Source organism: Curtobacterium sp. UCD-KPL2560 (genome assembly GCF_001705035.1).
In the GTDB taxonomy this organism is placed as follows: Bacteria; Actinomycetota; Actinomycetes; order Actinomycetales; family Microbacteriaceae; genus Curtobacterium.
Genome location: NZ_MCIG01000005.1, coordinates 26,604 through 45,649 on the forward strand (window position 1 = coordinate 26,604; position 19,046 = coordinate 45,649).

General features: G+C 73.1%; 17 protein-coding genes. 3 read left to right on the plus strand and 14 right to left on the minus strand.

Annotated features, from left to right (window positions below; genetic code table 11):
- Positions 1 to 4: 4 nt before the first annotated feature.
- From rpsI to truA, 5 genes are all read right to left on the minus strand, one after another.
- A complete protein-coding gene (gene rpsI, locus BEP24_RS02660; RefSeq protein WP_065959990.1) occupies positions 5 to 490 on the minus strand; it encodes a 30S ribosomal protein S9 in 486 nt (161 codons plus the stop codon).
- Positions 491 to 526: 36 nt separating this feature from the next.
- Positions 527 to 973 (minus strand): 50S ribosomal protein L13, encoded by a 447-nt coding sequence (gene rplM, locus BEP24_RS02665; protein ID WP_065959992.1) that lies wholly within the window; start codon positions 971 to 973, stop codon positions 527 to 529.
- Between the two features lie 238 nt (positions 974 to 1,211).
- Positions 1,212 to 4,277 (minus strand): ExeM/NucH family extracellular endonuclease, encoded by a 3,066-nt coding sequence (locus BEP24_RS02670; protein ID WP_065959994.1) that lies wholly within the window; start codon positions 4,275 to 4,277, stop codon positions 1,212 to 1,214.
- Positions 4,278 to 4,412: 135 nt separating this feature from the next.
- Positions 4,413 to 5,159, minus strand: coding sequence for an MBL fold metallo-hydrolase (locus BEP24_RS02675; protein WP_065959995.1), 747 nt, complete (start codon positions 5,157 to 5,159; stop codon positions 4,413 to 4,415).
- On the minus strand, positions 5,156 to 6,076 hold the full coding sequence (truA, locus tag BEP24_RS02680; protein ID WP_253181543.1) for a tRNA pseudouridine(38-40) synthase TruA: 921 nt from the start codon (positions 6,074 to 6,076) through the stop codon (positions 5,156 to 5,158). The genes BEP24_RS02675 and truA overlap by 4 nt, the downstream gene beginning before the upstream one ends.
- 143 nt (positions 6,077 to 6,219) lie before the next feature.
- Between truA and BEP24_RS02685 the strand changes: the two genes are divergently transcribed.
- Together BEP24_RS02685 and BEP24_RS02690 are read left to right on the plus strand one after the other, a co-directional pair.
- On the plus strand, positions 6,220 to 7,227 hold the full coding sequence (locus tag BEP24_RS02685) for an ATP-binding cassette domain-containing protein (protein WP_065959997.1): 1,008 nt from the start codon (positions 6,220 to 6,222) through the stop codon (positions 7,225 to 7,227).
- Positions 7,224 to 8,054 carry an ABC transporter permease gene (locus BEP24_RS02690; protein ID WP_083230018.1) on the plus strand — a complete coding sequence of 277 codons (831 nt, stop codon included), beginning with the start codon at positions 7,224 to 7,226 and terminating at the stop codon, positions 8,052 to 8,054. The genes BEP24_RS02685 and BEP24_RS02690 overlap by 4 nt, the downstream gene beginning before the upstream one ends.
- A 94-nt stretch (positions 8,055 to 8,148) precedes the next feature.
- Here the strand turns inward: BEP24_RS02690 and BEP24_RS02695 are convergent, their stop codons facing one another.
- The 8 genes from BEP24_RS02695 to infA form a co-directional block, all read right to left on the minus strand.
- Positions 8,149 to 11,412: a BTAD domain-containing putative transcriptional regulator gene (locus BEP24_RS02695; RefSeq protein WP_065959999.1), complete on the minus strand. Its 3,264-nt coding sequence runs from the start codon at positions 11,410 to 11,412 to the stop codon at positions 8,149 to 8,151.
- A gap of 53 nt (positions 11,413 to 11,465) precedes the next feature.
- Positions 11,466 to 12,578: an aromatic acid exporter family protein gene (locus BEP24_RS02700; protein ID WP_141693328.1), complete on the minus strand. Its 1,113-nt coding sequence runs from the start codon at positions 12,576 to 12,578 to the stop codon at positions 11,466 to 11,468.
- A gap of 221 nt (positions 12,579 to 12,799) precedes the next feature.
- On the minus strand, positions 12,800 to 13,348 hold the full coding sequence (gene rplQ / locus BEP24_RS02705; RefSeq protein WP_065960008.1) for a 50S ribosomal protein L17: 549 nt from the start codon (positions 13,346 to 13,348) through the stop codon (positions 12,800 to 12,802).
- Positions 13,349 to 13,414: 66 nt separating this feature from the next.
- Positions 13,415 to 14,410 carry a DNA-directed RNA polymerase subunit alpha gene (locus tag BEP24_RS02710; protein ID WP_065960011.1) on the minus strand — a complete coding sequence of 332 codons (996 nt, stop codon included), beginning with the start codon at positions 14,408 to 14,410 and terminating at the stop codon, positions 13,415 to 13,417.
- Between the two features lie 223 nt (positions 14,411 to 14,633).
- A complete protein-coding gene (gene rpsK, locus BEP24_RS02715) occupies positions 14,634 to 15,032 on the minus strand; it encodes a 30S ribosomal protein S11 (protein WP_017885507.1) in 399 nt (132 codons plus the stop codon).
- A gap of 9 nt (positions 15,033 to 15,041) precedes the next feature.
- Positions 15,042 to 15,416, minus strand: coding sequence for a 30S ribosomal protein S13 (gene rpsM / locus BEP24_RS02720; RefSeq protein ID WP_058728274.1), 375 nt, complete (start codon positions 15,414 to 15,416; stop codon positions 15,042 to 15,044).
- Between the two features lie 148 nt (positions 15,417 to 15,564).
- On the minus strand, positions 15,565 to 15,681 hold the full coding sequence (gene rpmJ, locus BEP24_RS02725; RefSeq protein WP_022903266.1) for a 50S ribosomal protein L36: 117 nt from the start codon (positions 15,679 to 15,681) through the stop codon (positions 15,565 to 15,567).
- Between the two features lie 70 nt (positions 15,682 to 15,751).
- On the minus strand, positions 15,752 to 15,973 hold the full coding sequence (gene infA / locus BEP24_RS02730; RefSeq protein WP_017885509.1) for a translation initiation factor IF-1: 222 nt from the start codon (positions 15,971 to 15,973) through the stop codon (positions 15,752 to 15,754).
- 288 nt (positions 15,974 to 16,261) lie between these two features.
- On the opposite strand from infA, the gene BEP24_RS02735 reads away from it, so the two are divergent.
- A complete protein-coding gene (locus tag BEP24_RS02735) occupies positions 16,262 to 17,557 on the plus strand; it encodes an LCP family protein (protein ID WP_253181544.1) in 1,296 nt (431 codons plus the stop codon).
- A 656-nt stretch (positions 17,558 to 18,213) separates the two neighbouring features.
- Here the strand turns inward: BEP24_RS02735 and map are convergent.
- Positions 18,214 to 19,044: a type I methionyl aminopeptidase gene (gene map / locus BEP24_RS02740; protein ID WP_290439168.1), complete on the minus strand. Its 831-nt coding sequence runs from the start codon at positions 19,042 to 19,044 to the stop codon at positions 18,214 to 18,216.
- Positions 19,045 to 19,046: the final 2 nt, after the last annotated feature.

Sequence of the window (19,046 nt, forward strand, 5' to 3'; positions counted from 1 at the left end):
GCGACTAGCGCTTCGAGAACTGCGACGCCTTGCGGGCCTTCTTGAGACCGGCCTTCTTGCGCTCGATGACGCGGGCGTCACGGGTGAGGAAGCCGGCCTTCTTGAGGGTGGCGCGGTTGTTCTCGCGGTCGATCTCGTTCAGCGCACGCGCGATGGCGAGGCGGAGCGCACCGGCCTGACCCGAGGGGCCACCACCCGTGATGCGGGCGACGACGTCGTAGGCACCGAGGAGCTCGAGCACCTTGAACGGGTCGTTGATCAGCTGCTGGTGCAGCTTGTTCGGGAAGTAGTCCTCGAGCGTGCGGCCGTTCACCACGAAGGTGCCGGAGCCCGGGACGAGGCGCACGCGGGCGATGGCCTCCTTGCGGCGCCCGACGGCACCGCCCGAGACGTTGAGGATCTGGCGGGGAGCGGCCTCCGAGGACGCCGGGGCGCTCTCGGTGGTGAAGCTCTCCGGGGTCTGGTCGAGGGAGTCAGCGATCTGAGCCATGAGTGTTGTCAGTCCTTGATGTCGTCGTGGCCGGAACTACTGTGCGACCTGGTCGAAGGTGTACGCCTTGGGCTGCTGCGCGGCGTGCGGGTGCTCGGGGCCGGCGTAGACCTTGAGCTTCTTGAGCTGCTCACGGCCGAGCGTGTTCTTCGGCAGCATGCCGCGGATCGCCTTCTCGACGGCGCGGGTGGGGTGCTTCTCGAGCATCTCCGGGTAGGAGGTCGCCGTGAGGCCGCCCGGGTAGCCCGAGTGACGGTAGTAGACCTTCTTGGCGAGCTTGGAGCCGGTGAGGGCGACCTTGTCCGCGTTCACGATGATGACGAAGTCACCCATGTCCATGTGCTGGGCGAAGGTGGCCTTGTGCTTGCCGCGCAGGAGCGCCGCGGCGTGGGTGGCGAGACGGCCGAGGACGACGTCGGCTGCGTCGATGACGATCCAGTCGTGCTGGACGTCTGCCGGCTTCGGGGAGAACGTACGAGTCACAGGAGTGCTGCTTTCGTGTCGAGGTGAGGAGTCCGTGAATCCCGCTCCGGTGGGTGTTCCGTGGACGACGTCCGCGGAACCGCCCGGTGGAGGGCTCATCTGACTGTCCGGCGCACGGGGCGCACAGACCAAGGTGAGAGCCTACCCGACGCGGCCCACCTTGTCGAACGCTCGCCACGACGGACGGGAGGCGCGGTGCCGGCCGGCACCGCGCCTCCCGTCCGTGGGACCCACCGGATCAGGCGGTGCGCACCTGCCGACGACGTCGTGCGACGAGCACCCCGGCCCCTGCGGTCAGCAGGAGCAGGGCCGCCGCGAGGCCGCCGCCGAGCTCGGCGCCGGTGAAGGCGAGCGTGCCCGTCGCGGGGTCGACGACCCGGATCGGCGTCCAGCCGACCAGCGAGCCGTCCGCCGCGGTCACGGCGAGGCGGTGCGCCCCGGCGGTCGTGCCGGCCGGGATCGTGACCCGGACGGTGCCGTCCGCGCGGACCGTGGCGGTCGCGAGGAGCACCGGGTCGGAGTACAGCCAGACCGCGATCCGCTCGCCGGCGCGGGCGGTGCCGACGCCGACCGTGATCGTCTCCCCGGCACGCACGGTCGCCGGGGCGGTCACGCCGCCGCGGACCGCGTCGGTCAGCGTCGGTGCGGTCGGAGCGACCGGTGACGGTCCGGTGCCGGGACCGCTGCCTGCGCCCGTGCCGTTGCCGCCGGTGCCGGTGCCGGTGCCGGGCGTGCCGCCGGCGCCGGGCGTCCCGCTGCCGGAGGCCACGTCGAACCCGACGAGGATCGGGTCGTGGTCGCTCGCTCGGTAGACGTCGTCGCGGTACAGGTCGGTGACGTTGTAGTCGTAGCGGCTGTACTCCAGACCGACCGACTCCACCGAGTTGATGTTCCAGATGTCCACGCCGGTGACGTCCGCGAGTGCCGCGGGTGAAGCGAGCACGTGGTCGAGCGACCCGCTCAGGCCGCCGAAGACGTACGACCACTCCGAGGCGTCGAGCGCCGGGCCGAGGTCGGTGTAGCCGGCCTCACGGAGGACGACCATCGGGTCCTCCTGGCTGTAGGCGTTGAAGTCACCGAGCATGAACACCCGGTCGGTGCCGTACTTCGCCTGCTCCGTGGTCGAGAACCCGGCGAGCGCCTTCGCCTGCGCCACGCGCGACGCGTTCGACGCACCCTGTCCGTCGCCGGTGTCGGCGTCCGCACCCGAGCCGGACCCCTTCGACTTGAAGTGGTTCGCGATCACCAGGAAGTCGTCGTCCGCGGTGCCGCCGACCGGACGGAAGGCGTCGGCGACGGGCTGGCGGGCGTTCACGAAGGCGGGGTCGTCGAGGATCGTCGACTCCCCGACCGGCGCGACGCGGTCCTGCTTGTAGATCAGTGCGAGGCGGATGACGTCCTCGCTCGCGGGCAGCTTCGCGGGCGACTTCACGTACGCCCAGGTGTCCTGCCCGGTGGCGGCGTTGAGGGCGGCGACGAGCGTGCCCACCGCGGCGTCGCGGTCACGGCCGAAGCGGGCCGAGTTCTCGATCTCCTCGAGCGAGACGACGTCGGCGCCGAGGCCGTTGATCGCCTTGACGATCTTGACCTGCTGGCGGGCCAGGTCGTCGGCGTTCGCGGCACCGCGGGCGTCGCAGCCGCCGCGGACGGTCACGGGGTCGCCGTCACGGTCCGTGTAGTACGTGCAGCCGGTGAGCTGGTCGCCCGTGGTCGGGAAGTAGTTGAGCACGTTGAAGCCGGCGAGCTCGAGGTCGCCTCCGACCTGCGCGGGCGCCGCGGTGCGCACGTTCGAGAACGACGCCGGCAGGGTCGCCACCGGGGTCGCTCCCGTGATCGGCGACGTCGGCTGGAACTTCCACGTGTCGTTGCGGTAGTCGAGGACGACCGGCTTCGAGAAGGTCGCGGCGGCGCCGACCGTGACCGGGCCCTGGGTGAGCCAGGACACCGGGATCGACTGGTTCGCCGCACTGAGGAAGTTCGTGCTCGCGCCGTCGTCGAGCACCACCTTCCGTGCGGCGTTGTCCGCTGCGACCGCGGCGGCCTCGGCGCTGCCCGGTCGGGCGACCTCCGTCGGCTGGATCAGCCGCTTCGTCCCCGAGGCGAGCACGACCTCGCCGTACTGGTTCGTCGTGAAGGTGTCGGCGACCGTGTAGCTGCCCTGCGGTGCGAGGAGCATGCTCTCGAGCGACTCGCGCTGTGCGTCGGTGCGCGGGAACGCGAGCGTGGCCGGCACCGGCTGCGCGACGCCGGTCGCGGGGAGCCGCACCAGGTCGGCGGTCGACGCGACCGTGAGCTCGGTGAGGCCGTTGAACTCGGACACCTCGCCGGTCAGCCGGACGGCGTCGCCGATCGCGACGCTGCCGACCGTCGCGGCCGAGAACACGAACACGGCGTCGGACGCGGTGTGCGTGGTCAGGTCGAGCGCGCCGCCCGTGCCGGCCGTCTGGATCGTGTAGCCGTTCAGCCCGCCGGTCGGGTACACCGCCGTGACGACGCCCTCGGTGGTCACCCGCTTGCCCGCGTACGGCGACGCCGCCCCGGTGCCCTGCAGCTGCGCGACGGTGACCTGCTCGGCCGGTGTCGTCGGCGTACCGGGGTCCGGTGTGCCGGTGCCGGGCGTCCCGGTACCCGGCGTTCCGCCGCCGCTCGTCTGGCCCGCACTGTTCCGCGGCGTCGGCGTGGTCGTCTCGACGAAGTCCGCGCCGTTGTCGTCGGTGTCGGTCGTCCCCGTCCGGGTGAGGGCGTTCGGCACCGCGTTGGTACCGGTGACCGGGCGCACCGTGCGCTCGAAGGTGTTGGACGCGCCGTACCCGAGCAGGTCCACGACACCCGGGGTGCCGGTCGCGACGGCGCCGGCCGGCAGCGTCAGCGGTGCGGTGCGGTCGGAGAGGGCGAGCGTCCCCGTGGTGCCGGACACGTTCAGCGAGACGGTGTCGTCGGGCGTCGGCAGGTCGGCGCCGACGGGCGTCGCACCACCGTTGCCCGGCATCGCGACGAGGAACGTCCCACCGGCGGGCACGGTCCCCTCGAGCGCGCTCGCGGTGAAGCTCCCGGTGCCGGCCGCGGGGCGGTACTGCAGCGACCACCCGGCCAGGGACACCGGTGACGCCGTGGGGTTCGCGATCTCGACGAACTTGCCGTTGTACGGGGCGTTCGCGCTGCCGCCCTTCAGGTACGCCTCGCCGATCACCAGACCGGTGCCGGCGGGATCCGCCAGCGCGGACGAGACGGACACGAGCGGTGCCGCGACGAGCGTCGCTGCGACGGTGGCGCACGACACGGTGCGCCGGAGGGTCTTGGGCATGCTGACCTTCGGGAAGAGGAGGGGGACTCCAGCACGCTAGCCACCTGCGGGGGCGTTCAGGTTTCCGGCAGGTGAACGATCCGGTCCACCCCCGTGCAGGGCACGCCGGTCCGGTCCGCCCGGGCGCCCTCGGCGTCAGTGCGCGACCGGCACCCACTCCGAGCCGACCCGGTGCACCGCGGGCCCGTGCCCGGGCAGCACGATCTCCGGGATCGGCAGCGCCCGCGCCGACTCGAGCGCCGTCGCCCCGTCGGCGGTGAAGAACGGCGTGATCATCCGGGGCCGCGGCTGCCACGACGCCGGCTGCGTGTCGTGGTGGGTGACGACGGCGTCGCCCGTGACGATCGCACCCGCCGCGGGCAGCAGGTACGCCGTCGACCCGGCGGTGTGCCCGACCGCGGGGAACGGCGTGATCGCACGCCCCGCGAACGTGACCGCGGTGAAGGCCGAGGCGCTCGGGACGGTGGTCGGACGGAGGGCGTCGGACCGGATCGCCCGGACCAGCCACCGCAGCACCCGCGGCGAGGCCAGGCGGCCACCGATCTCGGCGGGCGTCACCTGCTGCCGCTCGGGTCCGCGCACGTTGTCGAGCTCGTCCGCGTGCGCGAGGACCTGCACGTGCGGGTGTCGCTCGAGGATCCCCGGGATGCCGCCGACGTGGTCGACGTGCCCGTGGGTGACGTACACCCGGCGCAGGTCGGCGACGTCGTGGCCGGCCCAGCGGATCGTGTCGAGCACGAGCTCGCTGTCGGCGGGGTAGCCGGCGTCGACGAGCGCGACGCCGTCCTCCTCGGCGAGGACGACCCAGTTCGACACCGGCCCCTCGACGAAGACCACCCCGGGGGCGACGGAGACGACGGACCGGGGTTCGCGGGAGGTCATCCCCCGACGCTACCGCCGGCGGGCTCGTGCTCGGACCGGCGCGCGCGGGTCTGCGATGCCCGGGCGGCGAGGGCGTCGTCGTCGGGGTACCCGACCTCGGTGAGGGTGAGACCCTTCGCGGGCGCGATCGTGAAGGCGCTGGTCCGCTCCTGCGCGACGCGCAGCTCCTCGAGGCGGTCCGGGCCGAACCGACCCTGGCCGACCGCGATGGTCGCGCCGACCATCGCGCGCACCATGGAGTGGCAGAAGGCGTCGGCCTGGAGGCGCGCCACCAGCACGCCGTCCGGCTCGCGGTCCCAGCGGAACTCCTGGAGCGTCCGGATGGTCGTCGCGCCCTCGCGCGGCTTGCAGAACGTCGCGAAGTCGTGCAGCCCCAACAGCGTCAGCGCACCGCGCTCCATCGCCGCCGGGTCCAGACGCGCCGGGTGCCAGAGCGTGTGCCCACGACGACGGGGATCGCGGGGGGCGTCGGCGTCCGCGACCCGGTACTCGTAGCGCCGCCAGAGCGGGGAGAACCGGGCGTCGAACCCGTCCGGCGCGACCGAGGCCCGCGTGACGACGACGTCACCGTCCGGCCCTGCGATGCCGTTGATCCGCTTGACGAGTCCGTCCAGGCTGGTCCGCGGCGGGCCGTCGGGGGCCGACCGGCGCGGCCGGCTGAGCGCGCCCCACTGCTCCGCGGTGAGGTCGAGGTGCGCGACCTGTCCGGTGGCGTGCACGCCGGCGTCGGTGCGTCCGGCGACGGTGAGCAGCGGCGGTTCCCCCCAGCGGGTGAACACCGTGGCGAGCGCCGACTCGAGCGCTCCCTGCACGGTCCGCAGCTCGGGCTGCCGGGCCCAGCCCGAGAACGCCGCTCCGTCGTAGGCGACGTCCAGACGGAGCCGCACACCGCCCTGGTCGCCGGCCGTCTCGTCCACACGAGCGAGCGTACCGGGGCCGTGCCGCGCCTCCCGGCCGTCCCCGAGCAGCGCCGGACGGCCGCGCCGTGTCAGGACCGCGTCAGTGGCGCGTGAGCGCCCCTCGGCACGATCGACACCGACATCGACGAAAGGACCCAGCGATGACCAGCTCACCCCTCGCGGTCGAGGCGACCGGCCTCGTGAAGACCTTCGGGTCGAACCGTGCCGTCGACGGCGTCGACCTCCGTGTGGAGGCCGGGACCGTCTACGGCGTGCTCGGGCCGAACGGCGCCGGCAAGACGACCACCATCTCCATGCTCGCGACGCTGCTGCAGCCGGACGGCGGCGAGGCCCGCGTCTTCGGGCACGACGTCCGCCGCGAGCCGCAGACCGTGCGCTCCCTGATCGGCGTGACCGGGCAGTACGCCAGCGTCGACGAGACCCTCAGCGCGACCGAGAACCTCGTCATCTTCGCGCGGCTGCTCGGCCTGTCCCGCGGCGACGCGCGGCGCAAGGCGACCGAGCTGCTCGAGCGCTTCAGCCTGACCGAGGCCGCGTCCCGTCCGCTCAAGGCGTTCTCCGGGGGCATGCGTCGTCGGCTCGACCTGGCCGCGAGCCTCATCGCGCAGCCGCCGCTGATCTTCCTCGACGAGCCGACCACGGGTCTCGACCCGCGGACCCGCGCACAGATGTGGGACACGATCCGGGAGCTCGTCGCGACCGGCTCGACGGTCCTGCTCACCACGCAGTACCTCGACGAGGCCGACCAGCTCGCCGACCGCATCGCCGTGATCGACCACGGCCGCGTGGTCGCCGAGGGCACCGCCGACGAGCTGAAGTCCTCGGTCGGCACGTCCTCGCTGCAGCTCCGTCTGGCGGACGCCGACGCGGACGTCCTCGCGACGGCGGCGTCGCTCGTGGAGCGCGTGCTCGGCACCCCGGCGGTCGTCAGCCCCGAGGGAGCGCGACTGACCGCCCCGATGACGGCGCCGGACCGCGTCACCGACCTGCTCGTGTCGTTCCGCGACGCGGGCGTCTCCCTCGCCGAGATGAGCGTGCAGAAGCCGACGCTCGACGAGGTGTTCCTCACCATCACCGGCTCGCCGACGCCCGCGGACACTGCCGCGGACGACACCGCCGAGCGCACGCTCGAAGGGAGCCTCGCATGACCACGCTCACCCCCACCACGACCACCGCACCCCGGGTCACCCCGCGCCCCGGCGTCGGCTCGACCGGTCTGGGCGCGACCGTCCGCCAGTCGTTCACGATGGCGTACCGCGGGCTCGTGAAGATCCGCAGGACGCCCGAGCAGCTGTTCGACGTGACGCTCATGCCGATCGTCTTCACGGTGATGTTCACGTACATCTTCGGCGGCGCGATCTCCGGCGACGTCGGCAGCTACCTGCCCGTGATCATCCCCGGCATCCTCGTGCAGACCGCGATCACGTCGTCGGTCGTCACCGGCGTCCAGCTCCGCGAGGACATGGACAAGGGCGTGTTCGACCGCTTCCGGTCCCTGCCGATCGCGCGGATCGCCCCGCTCGCCGGGGCCCTGCTCGCCGACACCGTGCGGTACGCCATCGCGACGACGATCACCTTCGTGGTCGGCATCGTGATGGGGCTGCGGCCCGCCGGTGGCCTCGGCGCGGTCCTGCTCGCGGCGCTCCTGGTGATCGTGGTCGCGTGGGCGATCAGCTGGGTGTTCGCGTACTTCGGCGTGATCGCCCGCACCGCGTCGAGCGTCTCCGGCATCGCGAACCTCGTGCTGTTCCCGCTGACGTTCCTGTCGAACGCGTTCGTCCCGACGGACACGCTCCCCGCCTGGCTGCGCTGGTTCACCGAGGTCAACCCGGTCTCGCACCTCATCACGGCGGTGCGGGAGCTCGTGAACCACGGCACCGTCGGCGGCGACCTGTGGCTCAGCCTGCTCGGTGCCGCGGTGGTCGTCGCGGTGTTCGCTCCGCTGACGGTGCGGGCGTACATGCGGAAGGCCTGAGCGCCGGAAGGACCGGGCGGGCTCGGGCGGCGTCGGCCGCTCGAGCCCGCCCGTCCGTCCCGACCGCGGCCGACGGCCTGGGCACACCGCGTGCTCAGGCCGTCGGCGCGATGCGGACGCCCTCGAGGAGCGCACGGGTCCTGGTGACGACCCGTGCGCGCCCCCAGTCGTGCGCGAGCGGGTCGTGGTCGGCAGCCGAGGCGTCCGCCGCCTCGGCCTCGGCCGCGGCGAGCGCCCGCTCCCCCGCGGCCGCCGCGAGGAGCGGACGGATCCGCGCGTGCGCGAGCACCGCGTAGTCCTGGCGCGTGCCGACCCGGGTCGCGAGGGCCCAGCAGCGGACGGCCGCGTCGGGCTGGCCGTCGCGGACGAGCGCGACGGCCAGCCCGAGCAGCGCCGTCCCGACGACCGGCAGGTCCAGCCAGGTCGACCCGAGCCGCAGCTGCACGAGTGCTCCGGTGCGCAGGCGTCGTGCGACGTCGCGCTCGGCGGCCGGGAGGCGCACCCCGCCTCCGCCGGGTCCCTCCACCTGGTCGGTGGTCGCGCCCAGGGCCTCGTCCACGGCCGCGATCCGCGCTGCGCCCGCCATGAGGCGCCAGTGCACCGCGCGGGTGCGCGGGTCCCGCAGCAGGTCCCACGCCGCGGTGTACTCGGCGGCCGCGCGCTCGGGGTGTCGCTCGTACCGGGCGCACTCGGCACCGATCGCGCGGGCGAGCACGCCCACCTGGACCGTGCCGTCGGCCGGACCGCCGCGCATCGTCACCGGGCGGAGGCGCAGGTCCTCGGCGATGGCGCGCGCCCGGACGAGGTCGCCCGTCGCCGCCGCGGCCAGGCCGACCGTCCAGCTGATCTCGTACAGGTCGTCGTCGGCGCCGAACCGTTCGAGCAGCTCCTGCGCCGACGCGGCCGTCTCGAGTGCCTCGCGGTACCGGCCGCCCTGCGCGTGCAGCTGGGTCAGGGTGACGGCGACGGAACCGGCCGTCCAGGCGTCGCCGGAGACCGCGGCGAGGTCCCGCGCGCGCTGGGCGTACCGGAGCGCGGCCGCGGGGTCGCCGGCGTTCTCGGCGAGCGGCGCGCTGAGCATCGCCCCGAAGCAGGCGACGCCCGGGTCCGGGTCGGCCCGCATCCGTCCGAGCAGCGCCGCTCCGGCCCGTTCCCCGCCGAGCACGAGCAGCAGGTCGCACTGCGCGTCGACCACGGGGTGCCCGGTGCCGCCGTCCCGTCGCATGCGCCGCAGCACCGAGCGGGCGCGGGCGGTGGTCCGGATGTCGGTGAAGGCCGCCGACGCCCCGCACAGCACGAGCGACACGACCGTCGCGGTGCGGTCGTCGGGGGCGACCGGCGCGGACCGGAGGGCGGCGATCACGTCGTGGGCGACGGCCACGACCTCGCCGTGGGTGCCGCGCAGGGTCCAGTAGCCGCCGAGCGCGGCGAAGACGTGCGCGACGGTCGGCCCGTCCTCGTCGCGCACCGCCCAGCGCAGCAGGGTGACGAGCGTCTCGGCCTCCCGGCGCACCACGCCGAACGCCGCGAGCTGCGCGGGCCCGGTGAGGGCGAACAGGTTGCACGTGGCCGACAGCTCCCGGCCCCACGTGGTCATCGCCGCCCGCACCTGCCCGGTCGTGCCGCGCTCGTCGAGGCGGTCCGCCCCGAACTCGCGCACGGTCTCGAGCAGTCGGTAGCGCACCGGTTCGCCCGGCGTCTCGACGAGCTGCACGAGGGACTGCTCGACGAGCTCCGCGAGGTCGTCCGACGCGTCGGCCCGACGGTCGGGTACCGCGACGGCCTCGACCGCACCGTCGGGGACGCCGTCGGGGAACAGCGCGAGCCGCGTGAGGAGGTCCTGCGCCCCGGCGTCGAGCAGCCGCCAGCTCCACTCGATCACCGCGAGCAGCGTCCGGTGCCGCTCCGGGGCGCTCCGGTCCCCGCTGCGGAGCAGGGCGAACCGGTCGTCCAGGCGCCGCTCCACCTCGTCGACGCTCATCCCGCGGACCCGCGCGGCGGCGAGCTCGATCGCGAGCGGCGACCCGTCGAGCCGGGTGCAGATGCGGCGGACCGTGTCGACCGGGAGCACCGCACCCGGGCGGGCCGCTCGTGCACGGTCGGTGAACAGCCGGACCGCGGCACCGTCCGCCTCGACCGGCAGGGGCGCGAGCGGTGCCACGACCTCGCCGCCGATCGCGAGCGGCGCCCGCGAGGTCGCGAGCACCCGCAGCCCGGGCACCGCGGCGAGCAGGTCGGCGGTGAACGGCGCGACCCGGTCGAGCAGGTGTTCGCAGTTGTCCAGCACGAGCACGGTCGGGGCCTCGTCGAGCACCCGGGTGACGCGGCCCCACAGGTCCGTGACCACGGCGTCGCGGAGGGACCGCGCCGACCGCACCTCGGCGACCCCGAGGAGTGCCGCGAGTGCCGGCAGCAGGTCGTCGGCGTCGGTGAGCGGTGCGAGCTCGCACACCACGACCGCCGTGGTCTCCGGCAGGCCGGCGGCGACCGCCTGCGCGAGCCGGGTCTTGCCGAGCCCGCCCGGCCCGAGCACGGTGACGAGTCGCCCCCGACCGAGCTCGGCGGTCACGGTCGCGACGTCGTGTGCGCGGCCGACGAGCTCGTTCGGCGCCGCACGCAGCCCGATGCGTCGGACGGTGCCGGTCGGGGCGGCCGGACCGCGCAGGAGTGCGGCGTGCAGGGCGACGAGCTCCGCGGACGGGTCGGCACCGAGCGCGTCGGCGAGCCGCCCACGGTGCGCCGCGAACACCGCGAGCGCCTCGGCCGGACGACCGTCCGCCGCGAGGGCGCGCATCGCACCGGCCGCGGCCACGTCGTCGTAGGGCGCCGCGGCGGACTCGTCGGTCCAGACCGCGGCGGCGGCCGTCGTGTCGCCGGACTCGAGCAGCAGGACACCCAGGCGTCGACGGAGGGCGTGCCGAGCCGCAGCCGCGCGGGCCGCCAACGCCGTGCCGAGCTCGCCCTCGACGTCGTCGCCCGGTGCCCCGGTCCACCGGTCGAGCGCGGCCCGGACGGTCTCGAGGTCGGTCGCGTCCACGGCGCGCTCGGCAGCGTCGAGGTCGACGGTGTCCTGGCCGGGTGCGAGCGCGTAGCCGGTGGTGGTGGAGACGACGAGCCCCTCGGCCGTGCTCCGTCGCAGGCGGGACACCATGGTCTGCAGGGCCGCTCGCGCTCCCCGGGGGCGGTCGTCACCCCAGAGCGCGTCGATCAGCGAGTCGGTCCCGACCGCGTGGCCCTCGGCGAGCACGAGCGCGACGAGGAACGACCGGGCGAGGGCACCCGTGACTGGCACGCTCCCGCCGTCCGGCCCCGCGACGGTCACCGGTCCGAGGACGGCGACACGGGACGCGACGGGCACGCGCCGATCCTACCGACGCCGTGCGACGGCCCCGGTCGGCGACGCGTCCGGGGTCAGCGCTTCTCGCCGAACGGCCCCGTCTTCGTGTCGACGTCCTGGGTCGCCCGCTTCTCCGACTCCAGGATCCCCCGCAGGGCGACGATCGCGCTCGCGGTGACGGCCACGCTCGACGGGTTCTCCCGGCTGGCGTCGAGGGCGCGCTCGAGCGTCGGGAGTGCCTCGTCGCCCGCGTCCTCCGCGCAGTCCCCGCGCACCACGCACGCGACCTGGCGCAGGGCTGCGGCGAGCGGCTCCGCGAACGACGGGTCCGGACGGCCGATGTTGTCCGCGACCGGGCCGGACCGGGCGACGAGCTCGGTGAGGTCCGTCGTGTACCAGGCGGCCCGCTCGAGGGCACGGAACCGCGCCCCGTCGGTCGCCAGGCGCGCCCGCGACCCGCGGAGCACCCCACGGGGGTTCCACCGACGGCTCTCCTGCGCCACCGACACCCGTTCGCGCACGTCCTCGATCGCCGCGTCGAGCCGCGCCTGCTGCCGGTCCCACGCGCGGGTGTCGGGCTCGCCCTGGTCGAGCACGGCCGCGAGGTCGTCGAGGTGCTCCGCGAGCACCGCGTTGACCTGGTCGATGCGCCGCTCGGCGTCCCAGAAGTGCAGCGGCGGCACGATCAGCGAGTTCACCAGCAGCCCGATGCCGATCCCGATGCCCATCTGCACGACGTACGCGAACGAGTACCCCTCGGCGTTGCCCCCACCGACGAGCAGGACGAACAGCGCCGCCATCGGGACCCACGAGTACCCCTCGCCGAGCACCCGGAACCCGCTGACCAGCACGCCGAGGCCCACCGCGAGGGCCACCGCGACCACGCCCGGGTCGCCGATGAGCATCGTGAACCCGGCGATGAGGATGCCGAGCGTGATCCCGACGAGCGTCTGCAGACCGGCCCGGACGCCCGCGAACACCGTGGTCCGCATCGCCACGATCGCCCCGAGGGGTGCGTAGTACGGGTAGTCGGCCGCGACCCCGGGGGCGTGCTTCGCGAGCGTCCACGCGATCGTCGCCGCGAGCGCGGCCTTCGCCGCGAGCAGCAGCCGCGGCTGGGTGCCCGAGTCGCGGCTCCACTGCCAGAGGCGGCGCCCGGCGCCCGTGATGCGTTCTGCTCGTGCCATGTCGGCGGCCAAGCTAGCCGCGGACCGCTGTGAGCGTTGACGGCGAGCGGGGCGGGACGGGAGGCACGTGGCGGCCGTGCTGTGCGCCTCCGTCCGTCGGACGATCAGACGGGAGGCGCGTGGCGGCGGTGCACCGCGCCTCCCGTCCGGCGAGCGGTCGCCGACGCGGAGAAGCCCCCGCGACGTGCGTCGCGGGGGCTTCTCCGATGTTGGTGCTGGACCTACTTGGCGTCGTCCGCCTTGGCGGCGGCGTCGGCCTCGACCTCGGCAGCTGCGTCGGTCTCGGTCTCGGCCTCGGCCTCGACCGGGGTCGACTCCTCGGTGGTCTCGGTCTCGTCGACCGGGGCCTCCTCGACCGGCGCGGCGGCGGCCGGGGCCGCCTTGCGCTGCACCGGGGCGGGCGAGCTCGAGACCGGCTCGAGCACGAGCTCGATCGACGCGAGCGGCGCGTTGTCACCCTTGCGGAAGCCGAGCTTCGTGATGCGGGTGTACCCGCCCTGGCGGTCCTCGACCTGGGGCGCGATCTCCGTGAACAGCGTGTGCACGACGGACTTGTCACGCAGCTGCGCGATGACGCGACGGCGCGCGTGCAGGTCGCCACGCTTCGCGAACGTGATGAGACGCTCGGCGACGGGACGGAGGCGCTTGGCCTTCGTCTCGGTGGTGGTGATGCGGCCGTGCGTGAACAGGGCGTTGGCGAGGTTGCTCAGGAGCAGGCGCTCGTGGGCGGGGCCGCCACCGAGGCGGGGGCCCTTGGTGGGCTTCGGCATGTCAGTTCTCCAGTGGTGATGGTGGTGCGCGCTGCGTCAGCGGCGCGCGTGCGCGTCAGCGCGAGGTCAGTTGCTGGACTCGTCCTCGTCGTACCCGCTGTAGAAGTGGGCGCCGTCGAATCCGGGGACGGTGTCCTTGAGGGACAGGCCGAGCTCGGTGAGCTTGTCCTTGACCTCGTCCACCGACTTCTGACCGAAGTTGCGGATGTTCATGAGCTGCGTCTCCGACAGGGCGACGAGCTCGGACACCGTGTTGATGCCCTCCCGCTTCAGGCAGTTGTAGCTGCGCACCGACAGGTCGAGGTCCTCGATCGGGGTCTGCAGCTCGTTCGAGAGCACGGCGTCGACCGGCGCGGGGCCGATCTCGATGCCCTCGGCCGCGGTGTTCAGCTCGCGGGCGAGACCGAACAGCTCGACCAGCGTGCGACCGGCCGACGCGATGGCGTCGCGCGGCGTGATCGCGGGCTTCGACTCGACGTCGACGACCAGGCGGTCGAAGTCCGTGCGCTCACCGGCACGCGTCGCCTCGACGCGGTAGGTGACCTTGAGGACCGGCGAGTAGATCGAGTCGATCGGGATCTGACCGGCCTCGCTGAACTCCGAGCGGTTCTGGGTCGCCGAGACGTAGCCGCGGCCACGCTCGATCGTCAGCTCGAGCTCGAAGCGCGCGGTGTCGTTCAGGGTCGCGATGACGAGGTCCGGGTTGTGGATCTCGACGCCGGCCGGAGCGGAGATGTCCGCTGCGGTGACCTGACCGGCACCCTGCTTGCGCAGGTACGCGGTGATCGGCTCGTCGTGCTCGCTGGAGACGACGAGGCTCTTGATGTTGAGGATGATCTCGGTGACGTCTTCCTTGACACCGGGGACGGTGCTGAACTCGTGGAGGACGCCGTCGATGCGGATGCTGGTGACAGCCGCGCCGGGGATCGAGGAGAGGAGCGTGCGGCGCAGCGAGTTGCCGAGGGTGTAACCGAAGCCCGGCTCGAGCGGCTCGATGACGAAGCGCGAGCGGAACTCGGAGATCGACTCCTCGGTCAGGGTGGGGCGCTGTGCAATGAGCACTGTGGGATTCCTTTCGGCGGAGTGTCCGCTATATGACACTCGGCGGTACGACGGGGCCGACCGGGCCCCGACGGGTCTGTTGAGTTGTGATCACGCGCACCGACCGGCCACGGGGACCGGCGGTGTGCGATCGAACGACCAGGAATGGCCGCGGGCCCCGCCCGCCCCGGACCGGGATGACCCGGTCAGGGGACGAGCAGGGCGCGGCCGGTTGCTCCTCGCGTCAGACGCGGCGGCGCTTCGGCGGGCGGCAGCCGTTGTGCGCCTGCGGGGTGACGTCGTTGATCGAGCCGACCTCGAGGCCAGCGGCCTGGAGGGAGCGGATCGCGGTCTCGCGACCCGAGCCCGGGCCCTTGACGAAGACGTCGACCTTCTTGACACCGTGCTCCTGCGCCTGACGGGCGGCGGACTCGGCGGCGAGCTGCGCCGCGAACGGCGTCGACTTGCGCGAACCCTTGAAGCCCACGGCACCCGAGGACGCCCAGCTGAGGACGGCGCCCGACGGGTCGGTGATGCTGACGATGGTGTTGTTGAACGTGCTCTTGATGTGGGCCTGGCCCACGGCGACGTTCTTCTTCTCCTTGCGGCGCGGCTTGCGCGCGGCAGTCTTGGGGGTAGCCATGATGATCTCCTATCGGGCCTTCTTCTTGCCTGCCACGGTGCGCTTCGGTCCCTTGCGGGTACGCGCGTTGGTCTTGGTGCGCTGACCACGCACCGGGAGACCACGACGGTGGCGGAGACCCTCGTAGCTACCGATCTCGACCTTGCGGCGGATGTCGGCGGCGACCTCACGGCGGAGGTCACCCTCCACCTTGAAGTTGCCCTCGATGAAGTCACGGAGGGCGACGAGCTGGTCGTCGGTCAGGTCCTTGACGCGGATGTCACCGGAGATACCGGTCTCGGCGAGTGCCTGGACCGCGCGGGTCCGGCCGACGCCGTAGATGTACGTGAGTGCGATCTCCACGCGCTTCTCGCGCGGGATGTCGACGCCTGCTAGACGTGCCATGTGCTGGCTGCTCCTGTTGTCGATGGAGGTGTGGCGCAGTACCGGTGCCCGGGCCTCCGCCCCGAGGTGTCCCCCCGCCGGTGACCTGGGTCACGACGGGGTTCTGGTACTGCGTGTTCGGTGTTGAGTTGTGGGTCCTGCTGGGAGCTCAGCCCTGGCGCTGCTTGTGACGCGGGTTGCTCTTGCAGATCACCATGACGCGGCCCTTGCGGCGGATGACACGGCAGTGCTCGCAGATGGGCTTGACGCTGGGGTTGACCTTCATGGTTGTTTCCTCGTGCTCGCTGGCTTCGTGCTCGGCGGGTTCGCCGGGCCGTTCCTTTCCAGCTCGCGGATCACTTGTAGCGGTAGACGATCCGGCCGCGGGTCAGGTCGTACGGGCTCAGCTCCACGATCACGCGGTCCTCGGGGAGGATGCGGATGTAGTGCTGGCGCATCTTCCCGGAGATGTGCGCGAGGACCTTGTGTCCGTTGGTCAGCTCAACGCGGAACATCGCGTTGGGCAGAGCTTCGAGCACCGAGCCTTCGATCTCGATGACGCCGTCTTTCTTGGCCATAGCCTCACTGTCGCTTGATTGGATTACCGGTGTGATCCCCGAGCCGGTCTGCGGGTCGGGCGCCACGCCATAAGGCATGGCACACCAAGGGTCGATCCTAGGCGACAGCGGGCCGATTGCCAAGTGCGGGCCGGTCCGACCCCTCGTCTGGGGCTTCCGCAAGGGTTCCTGAGCGTTCCACAGTGGGTTGTCGGGCTGCTCCGGGCCGCGGAGCAGCGGTGCGCCCGTAGCCTGGCCGACGCACCGACCGGGTCCCGGTCGGCGACCGGACCCCCGATCGGAGACCCCGTGCCGCACGATCCCCGCCGCCCCATCGCCCGACACGGCCGACTCCCCCGCCGTCGGGCGTGGACCACGGCCGCCACGGTGGTCGCCGCCGCGCTCGCGGTCGTCCTCGTCAGCGGCACCAGCGTCGCCGGCATCGCGGCGGTCCAGCTCGCGACCGCGCCGCACACCGTGCAGCTGAGCACCGACGACCAGAACACCGCGAAGGTCGCCGACATCACGGCGATCAAGGGCGGAGCGAACATCCTCCTCGTCGGCAGCGACACCCGCATCGGCCAGTTCGACTCGGACGAGAACGTCGAGGGCGCGCGCAACGACGTCACGATCCTCGTGCACGTCTCCCAGGACCACCAGCAGCTCACGGCGGTCAGCTTCCCGCGCGACCTCAAGGTCCCGATCCCGGCGTGCACCAACCCCCAGACCGGCACCACCTACCCGGCCGCGAGCAAGGAGCTGCTCAACGAGGCGCTCGGGCACGGCGGCCTGTCGTGCGTCGTCGACACCGTCGAGAACCTCACCGGCCTGACCGTCCCGTACGCCGGCCTCATCACCTTCGACGGCGTCATCGAGATGTCGAACGCCCTCGGCGGCGTCGACGTCTGCGTCGCGAAGCCGATCCACGACTCGTACACCGGGCTGCAGCTCACCGCGGGCGACCACACGCTCGAGGGGCAGGACGCCCTCGCCTTCCTCCGCAGCCGCCACGGCGTCGGCGACGGCAGCGACCTCGCCCGGATCAGCTCGCAGCAGGTCTTCCTGTCCGCCCTGCTCCGCAAGGTCGCCTCGGACGGCACCCTGTCGAACCCCGTGACCCTCTACAAGCTCGCGGGTGCCGCGCTGTCGAACATGACCCTGTCCGACGGCCTCGCCCAGACCCGCACACTCGTCGGCCTCGCCTCGACGCTGCGCGGCATGAGCACGTCCAACATGCTCTTCGTGCAGTACCCCGTGGTCGACGACCCGACGGACACGTCGCACGTGCTCGTCGCGCAGGAGCCCGCGCACGCCCTCAACGTCGCGCTGCAGCAGGACGTGAAGACCTCGCTGACCGACTCGAGCACGGGCCGGGCGTCGACGCTGTCACCGGACGCGCAGGCCTCCGCGCCCGCGCAGGCACCGGCCTCCGGGACGGGTGGCGGGACCGGCACCGGGACGGGCGGCGGCACGGACACCGGGGCCGGCACCTCGGGCACCGGGGACGCTGCGGCCGGTTCGACCCCGAGTCCGAGCGCCACCCCGCTGCCGTCGAGCATCACCGGGCAGAGCGCCTCCGAGCAGACCTGCTCGCGCGGCAACTGACGCGGTCGCCACGGGGCGGGGCCGGCCAGGCAGCTGTCCCGGACCGCGAGGCCGTGGTCAGGGTCCACAGGGCCACTGACCCGGCAGGCAGGGGCGTGTTCACGGTCCGCACAGGGCCCGCTCAACCGACCCGCAGGGTCGTGGTGACGGTCCACAGCGCCGCTGACACGTTCCGCAGCGCCGTGGTCTCGCGTCATCGGCCATGGGCCACGGACCACGGACCACGGGCTCCGCCCCCAGGACCGCAGGCATGGTCCGCAGGACCGCTGACCCGTGCCCGGGCAGCCCACCTGTCGGGATGTCGGCGTAGAACCCGACGAAAGGCCCACCGCCGGGCAGGAGTCGAACCGAGGCCCGACGCGTGTCTGGAAACCCGGCGCGCCGACGGACGGAGACCGACCAGGCGGAACCGCCCCGCATCTCCTGACCTGCCAGGCCGACGGACAGCAACCGTCCCGGCTGTGCCGTCCTACCTGCCACGCCGACGGACGGGAACCGACACGACCGAACCGCCCCGCGCCTCCCGAGCTGCCATGCCTGCGGACGGGAACCGTCGCGGCCGAGCCGCGCGGCGCCTCCCGAACCGACCCACGGACGGGCTGGACCCGACACGGCGGAACCCACCCGCGCCTCCCGGCCCGAGCGACCGACGCTGCCTAGGCGATCGGGACGGGCGTCACGCCGAGCGCTGCGAGGCCTGAGGCGCCCCCGTCGGAGGCCGTCGTGACCCAGATGCCGTCCGCGTGCACGGCAACCGTGTGCTCCCAGTGCGCGGCGTCCGAGCCGTCGAGCGTCCGGATGGTCCAGTCGTCGTCGTCCGTCGAGCTGTCGATCGTGCCGGCGGTGACCATCGGCTCGATCGCGACCACGAGTCCGGGCCGGACCGCGGGCCCGGCGCCGCGGACGCGGTAGTTGAAGACGGGCGGATCCTCGTGCATCGAACGGCCGATCCCGTGCCCGGTGAAGTCCTCGACGATGCCCCAGGCGCCGGTCTCGTCGATCGCGTCCTCGATCACCGCGCCGACCTCGTTGAGGTTGCGGGCGTGCGCGAGTGCCGCGACGCCGTGCCACAGCGCACGCTCGGTGGTGTCGCACAGCGTCTGCCGCGCTGCGGTCAGCGGTGCGTCCCCACCCGGGAGCACCGTCGTGAACGCGCTGTCGCCGTTCCACCCGTCGACCTCCGCGCCGGCGTCGACCGACACGATGTCGCCGGGCTGCAGGACACGGTCACCGGGGATGCCGTGCACGACCTCGTCGTTGACCGAGACGCACAGCGTGTGGCGGTAGCCCGGCACGAGCTGGAAGTTCGGGATGCCGCCGCCGTCACGGATGGTGCGTTCTGCGACCGCGTCGAGCTCGCCGGTGGTGACACCGGGTCGGATCGCCTGCCGCACCGCCGTGAGGGCCGCCTCGGTCAGCAGCCCGGGACGGACCATCGCCCGGAGTTCCTCGGGGCTCTTGTAGATCGACGGCTTGCGACGTCGCACGA

Coding starts and splice junctions, on each gene's coding strand:
- rpsK (WP_017885507.1), bottom strand. CDS start 15,032: ATGGCTACCCCCAAGACTGCCGCGCGCAAGCCGCGCCGCAAGGAGAAG.
- rplQ (WP_065960008.1), bottom strand. CDS start 13,348: ATGCCGAAGCCCACCAAGGGCCCCCGCCTCGGTGGCGGCCCCGCCCAC.
- BEP24_RS02675 (WP_065959995.1), bottom strand. CDS start 5,159: ATGACCTCCCGCGAACCCCGGTCCGTCGTCTCCGTCGCCCCCGGGGTG.
- BEP24_RS02700 (WP_141693328.1), bottom strand. CDS start 12,578: ATGGCACGAGCAGAACGCATCACGGGCGCCGGGCGCCGCCTCTGGCAG.
- rpmJ (WP_022903266.1), bottom strand. CDS start 15,681: ATGAAGGTCAACCCCAGCGTCAAGCCCATCTGCGAGCACTGCCGTGTC.
- infA (WP_017885509.1), bottom strand. CDS start 15,973: ATGGCCAAGAAAGACGGCGTCATCGAGATCGAAGGCTCGGTGCTCGAA.
- rpsM (WP_058728274.1), bottom strand. CDS start 15,416: ATGGCACGTCTAGCAGGCGTCGACATCCCGCGCGAGAAGCGCGTGGAG.
- BEP24_RS02690 (WP_083230018.1), top strand. CDS start 7,224: ATGACCACGCTCACCCCCACCACGACCACCGCACCCCGGGTCACCCCG.
- BEP24_RS02670 (WP_065959994.1), bottom strand. CDS start 4,277: ATGCCCAAGACCCTCCGGCGCACCGTGTCGTGCGCCACCGTCGCAGCG.
- rpsI (WP_065959990.1), bottom strand. CDS start 490: ATGGCTCAGATCGCTGACTCCCTCGACCAGACCCCGGAGAGCTTCACC.
- BEP24_RS02685 (WP_065959997.1), top strand. CDS start 6,220: ATGACCAGCTCACCCCTCGCGGTCGAGGCGACCGGCCTCGTGAAGACC.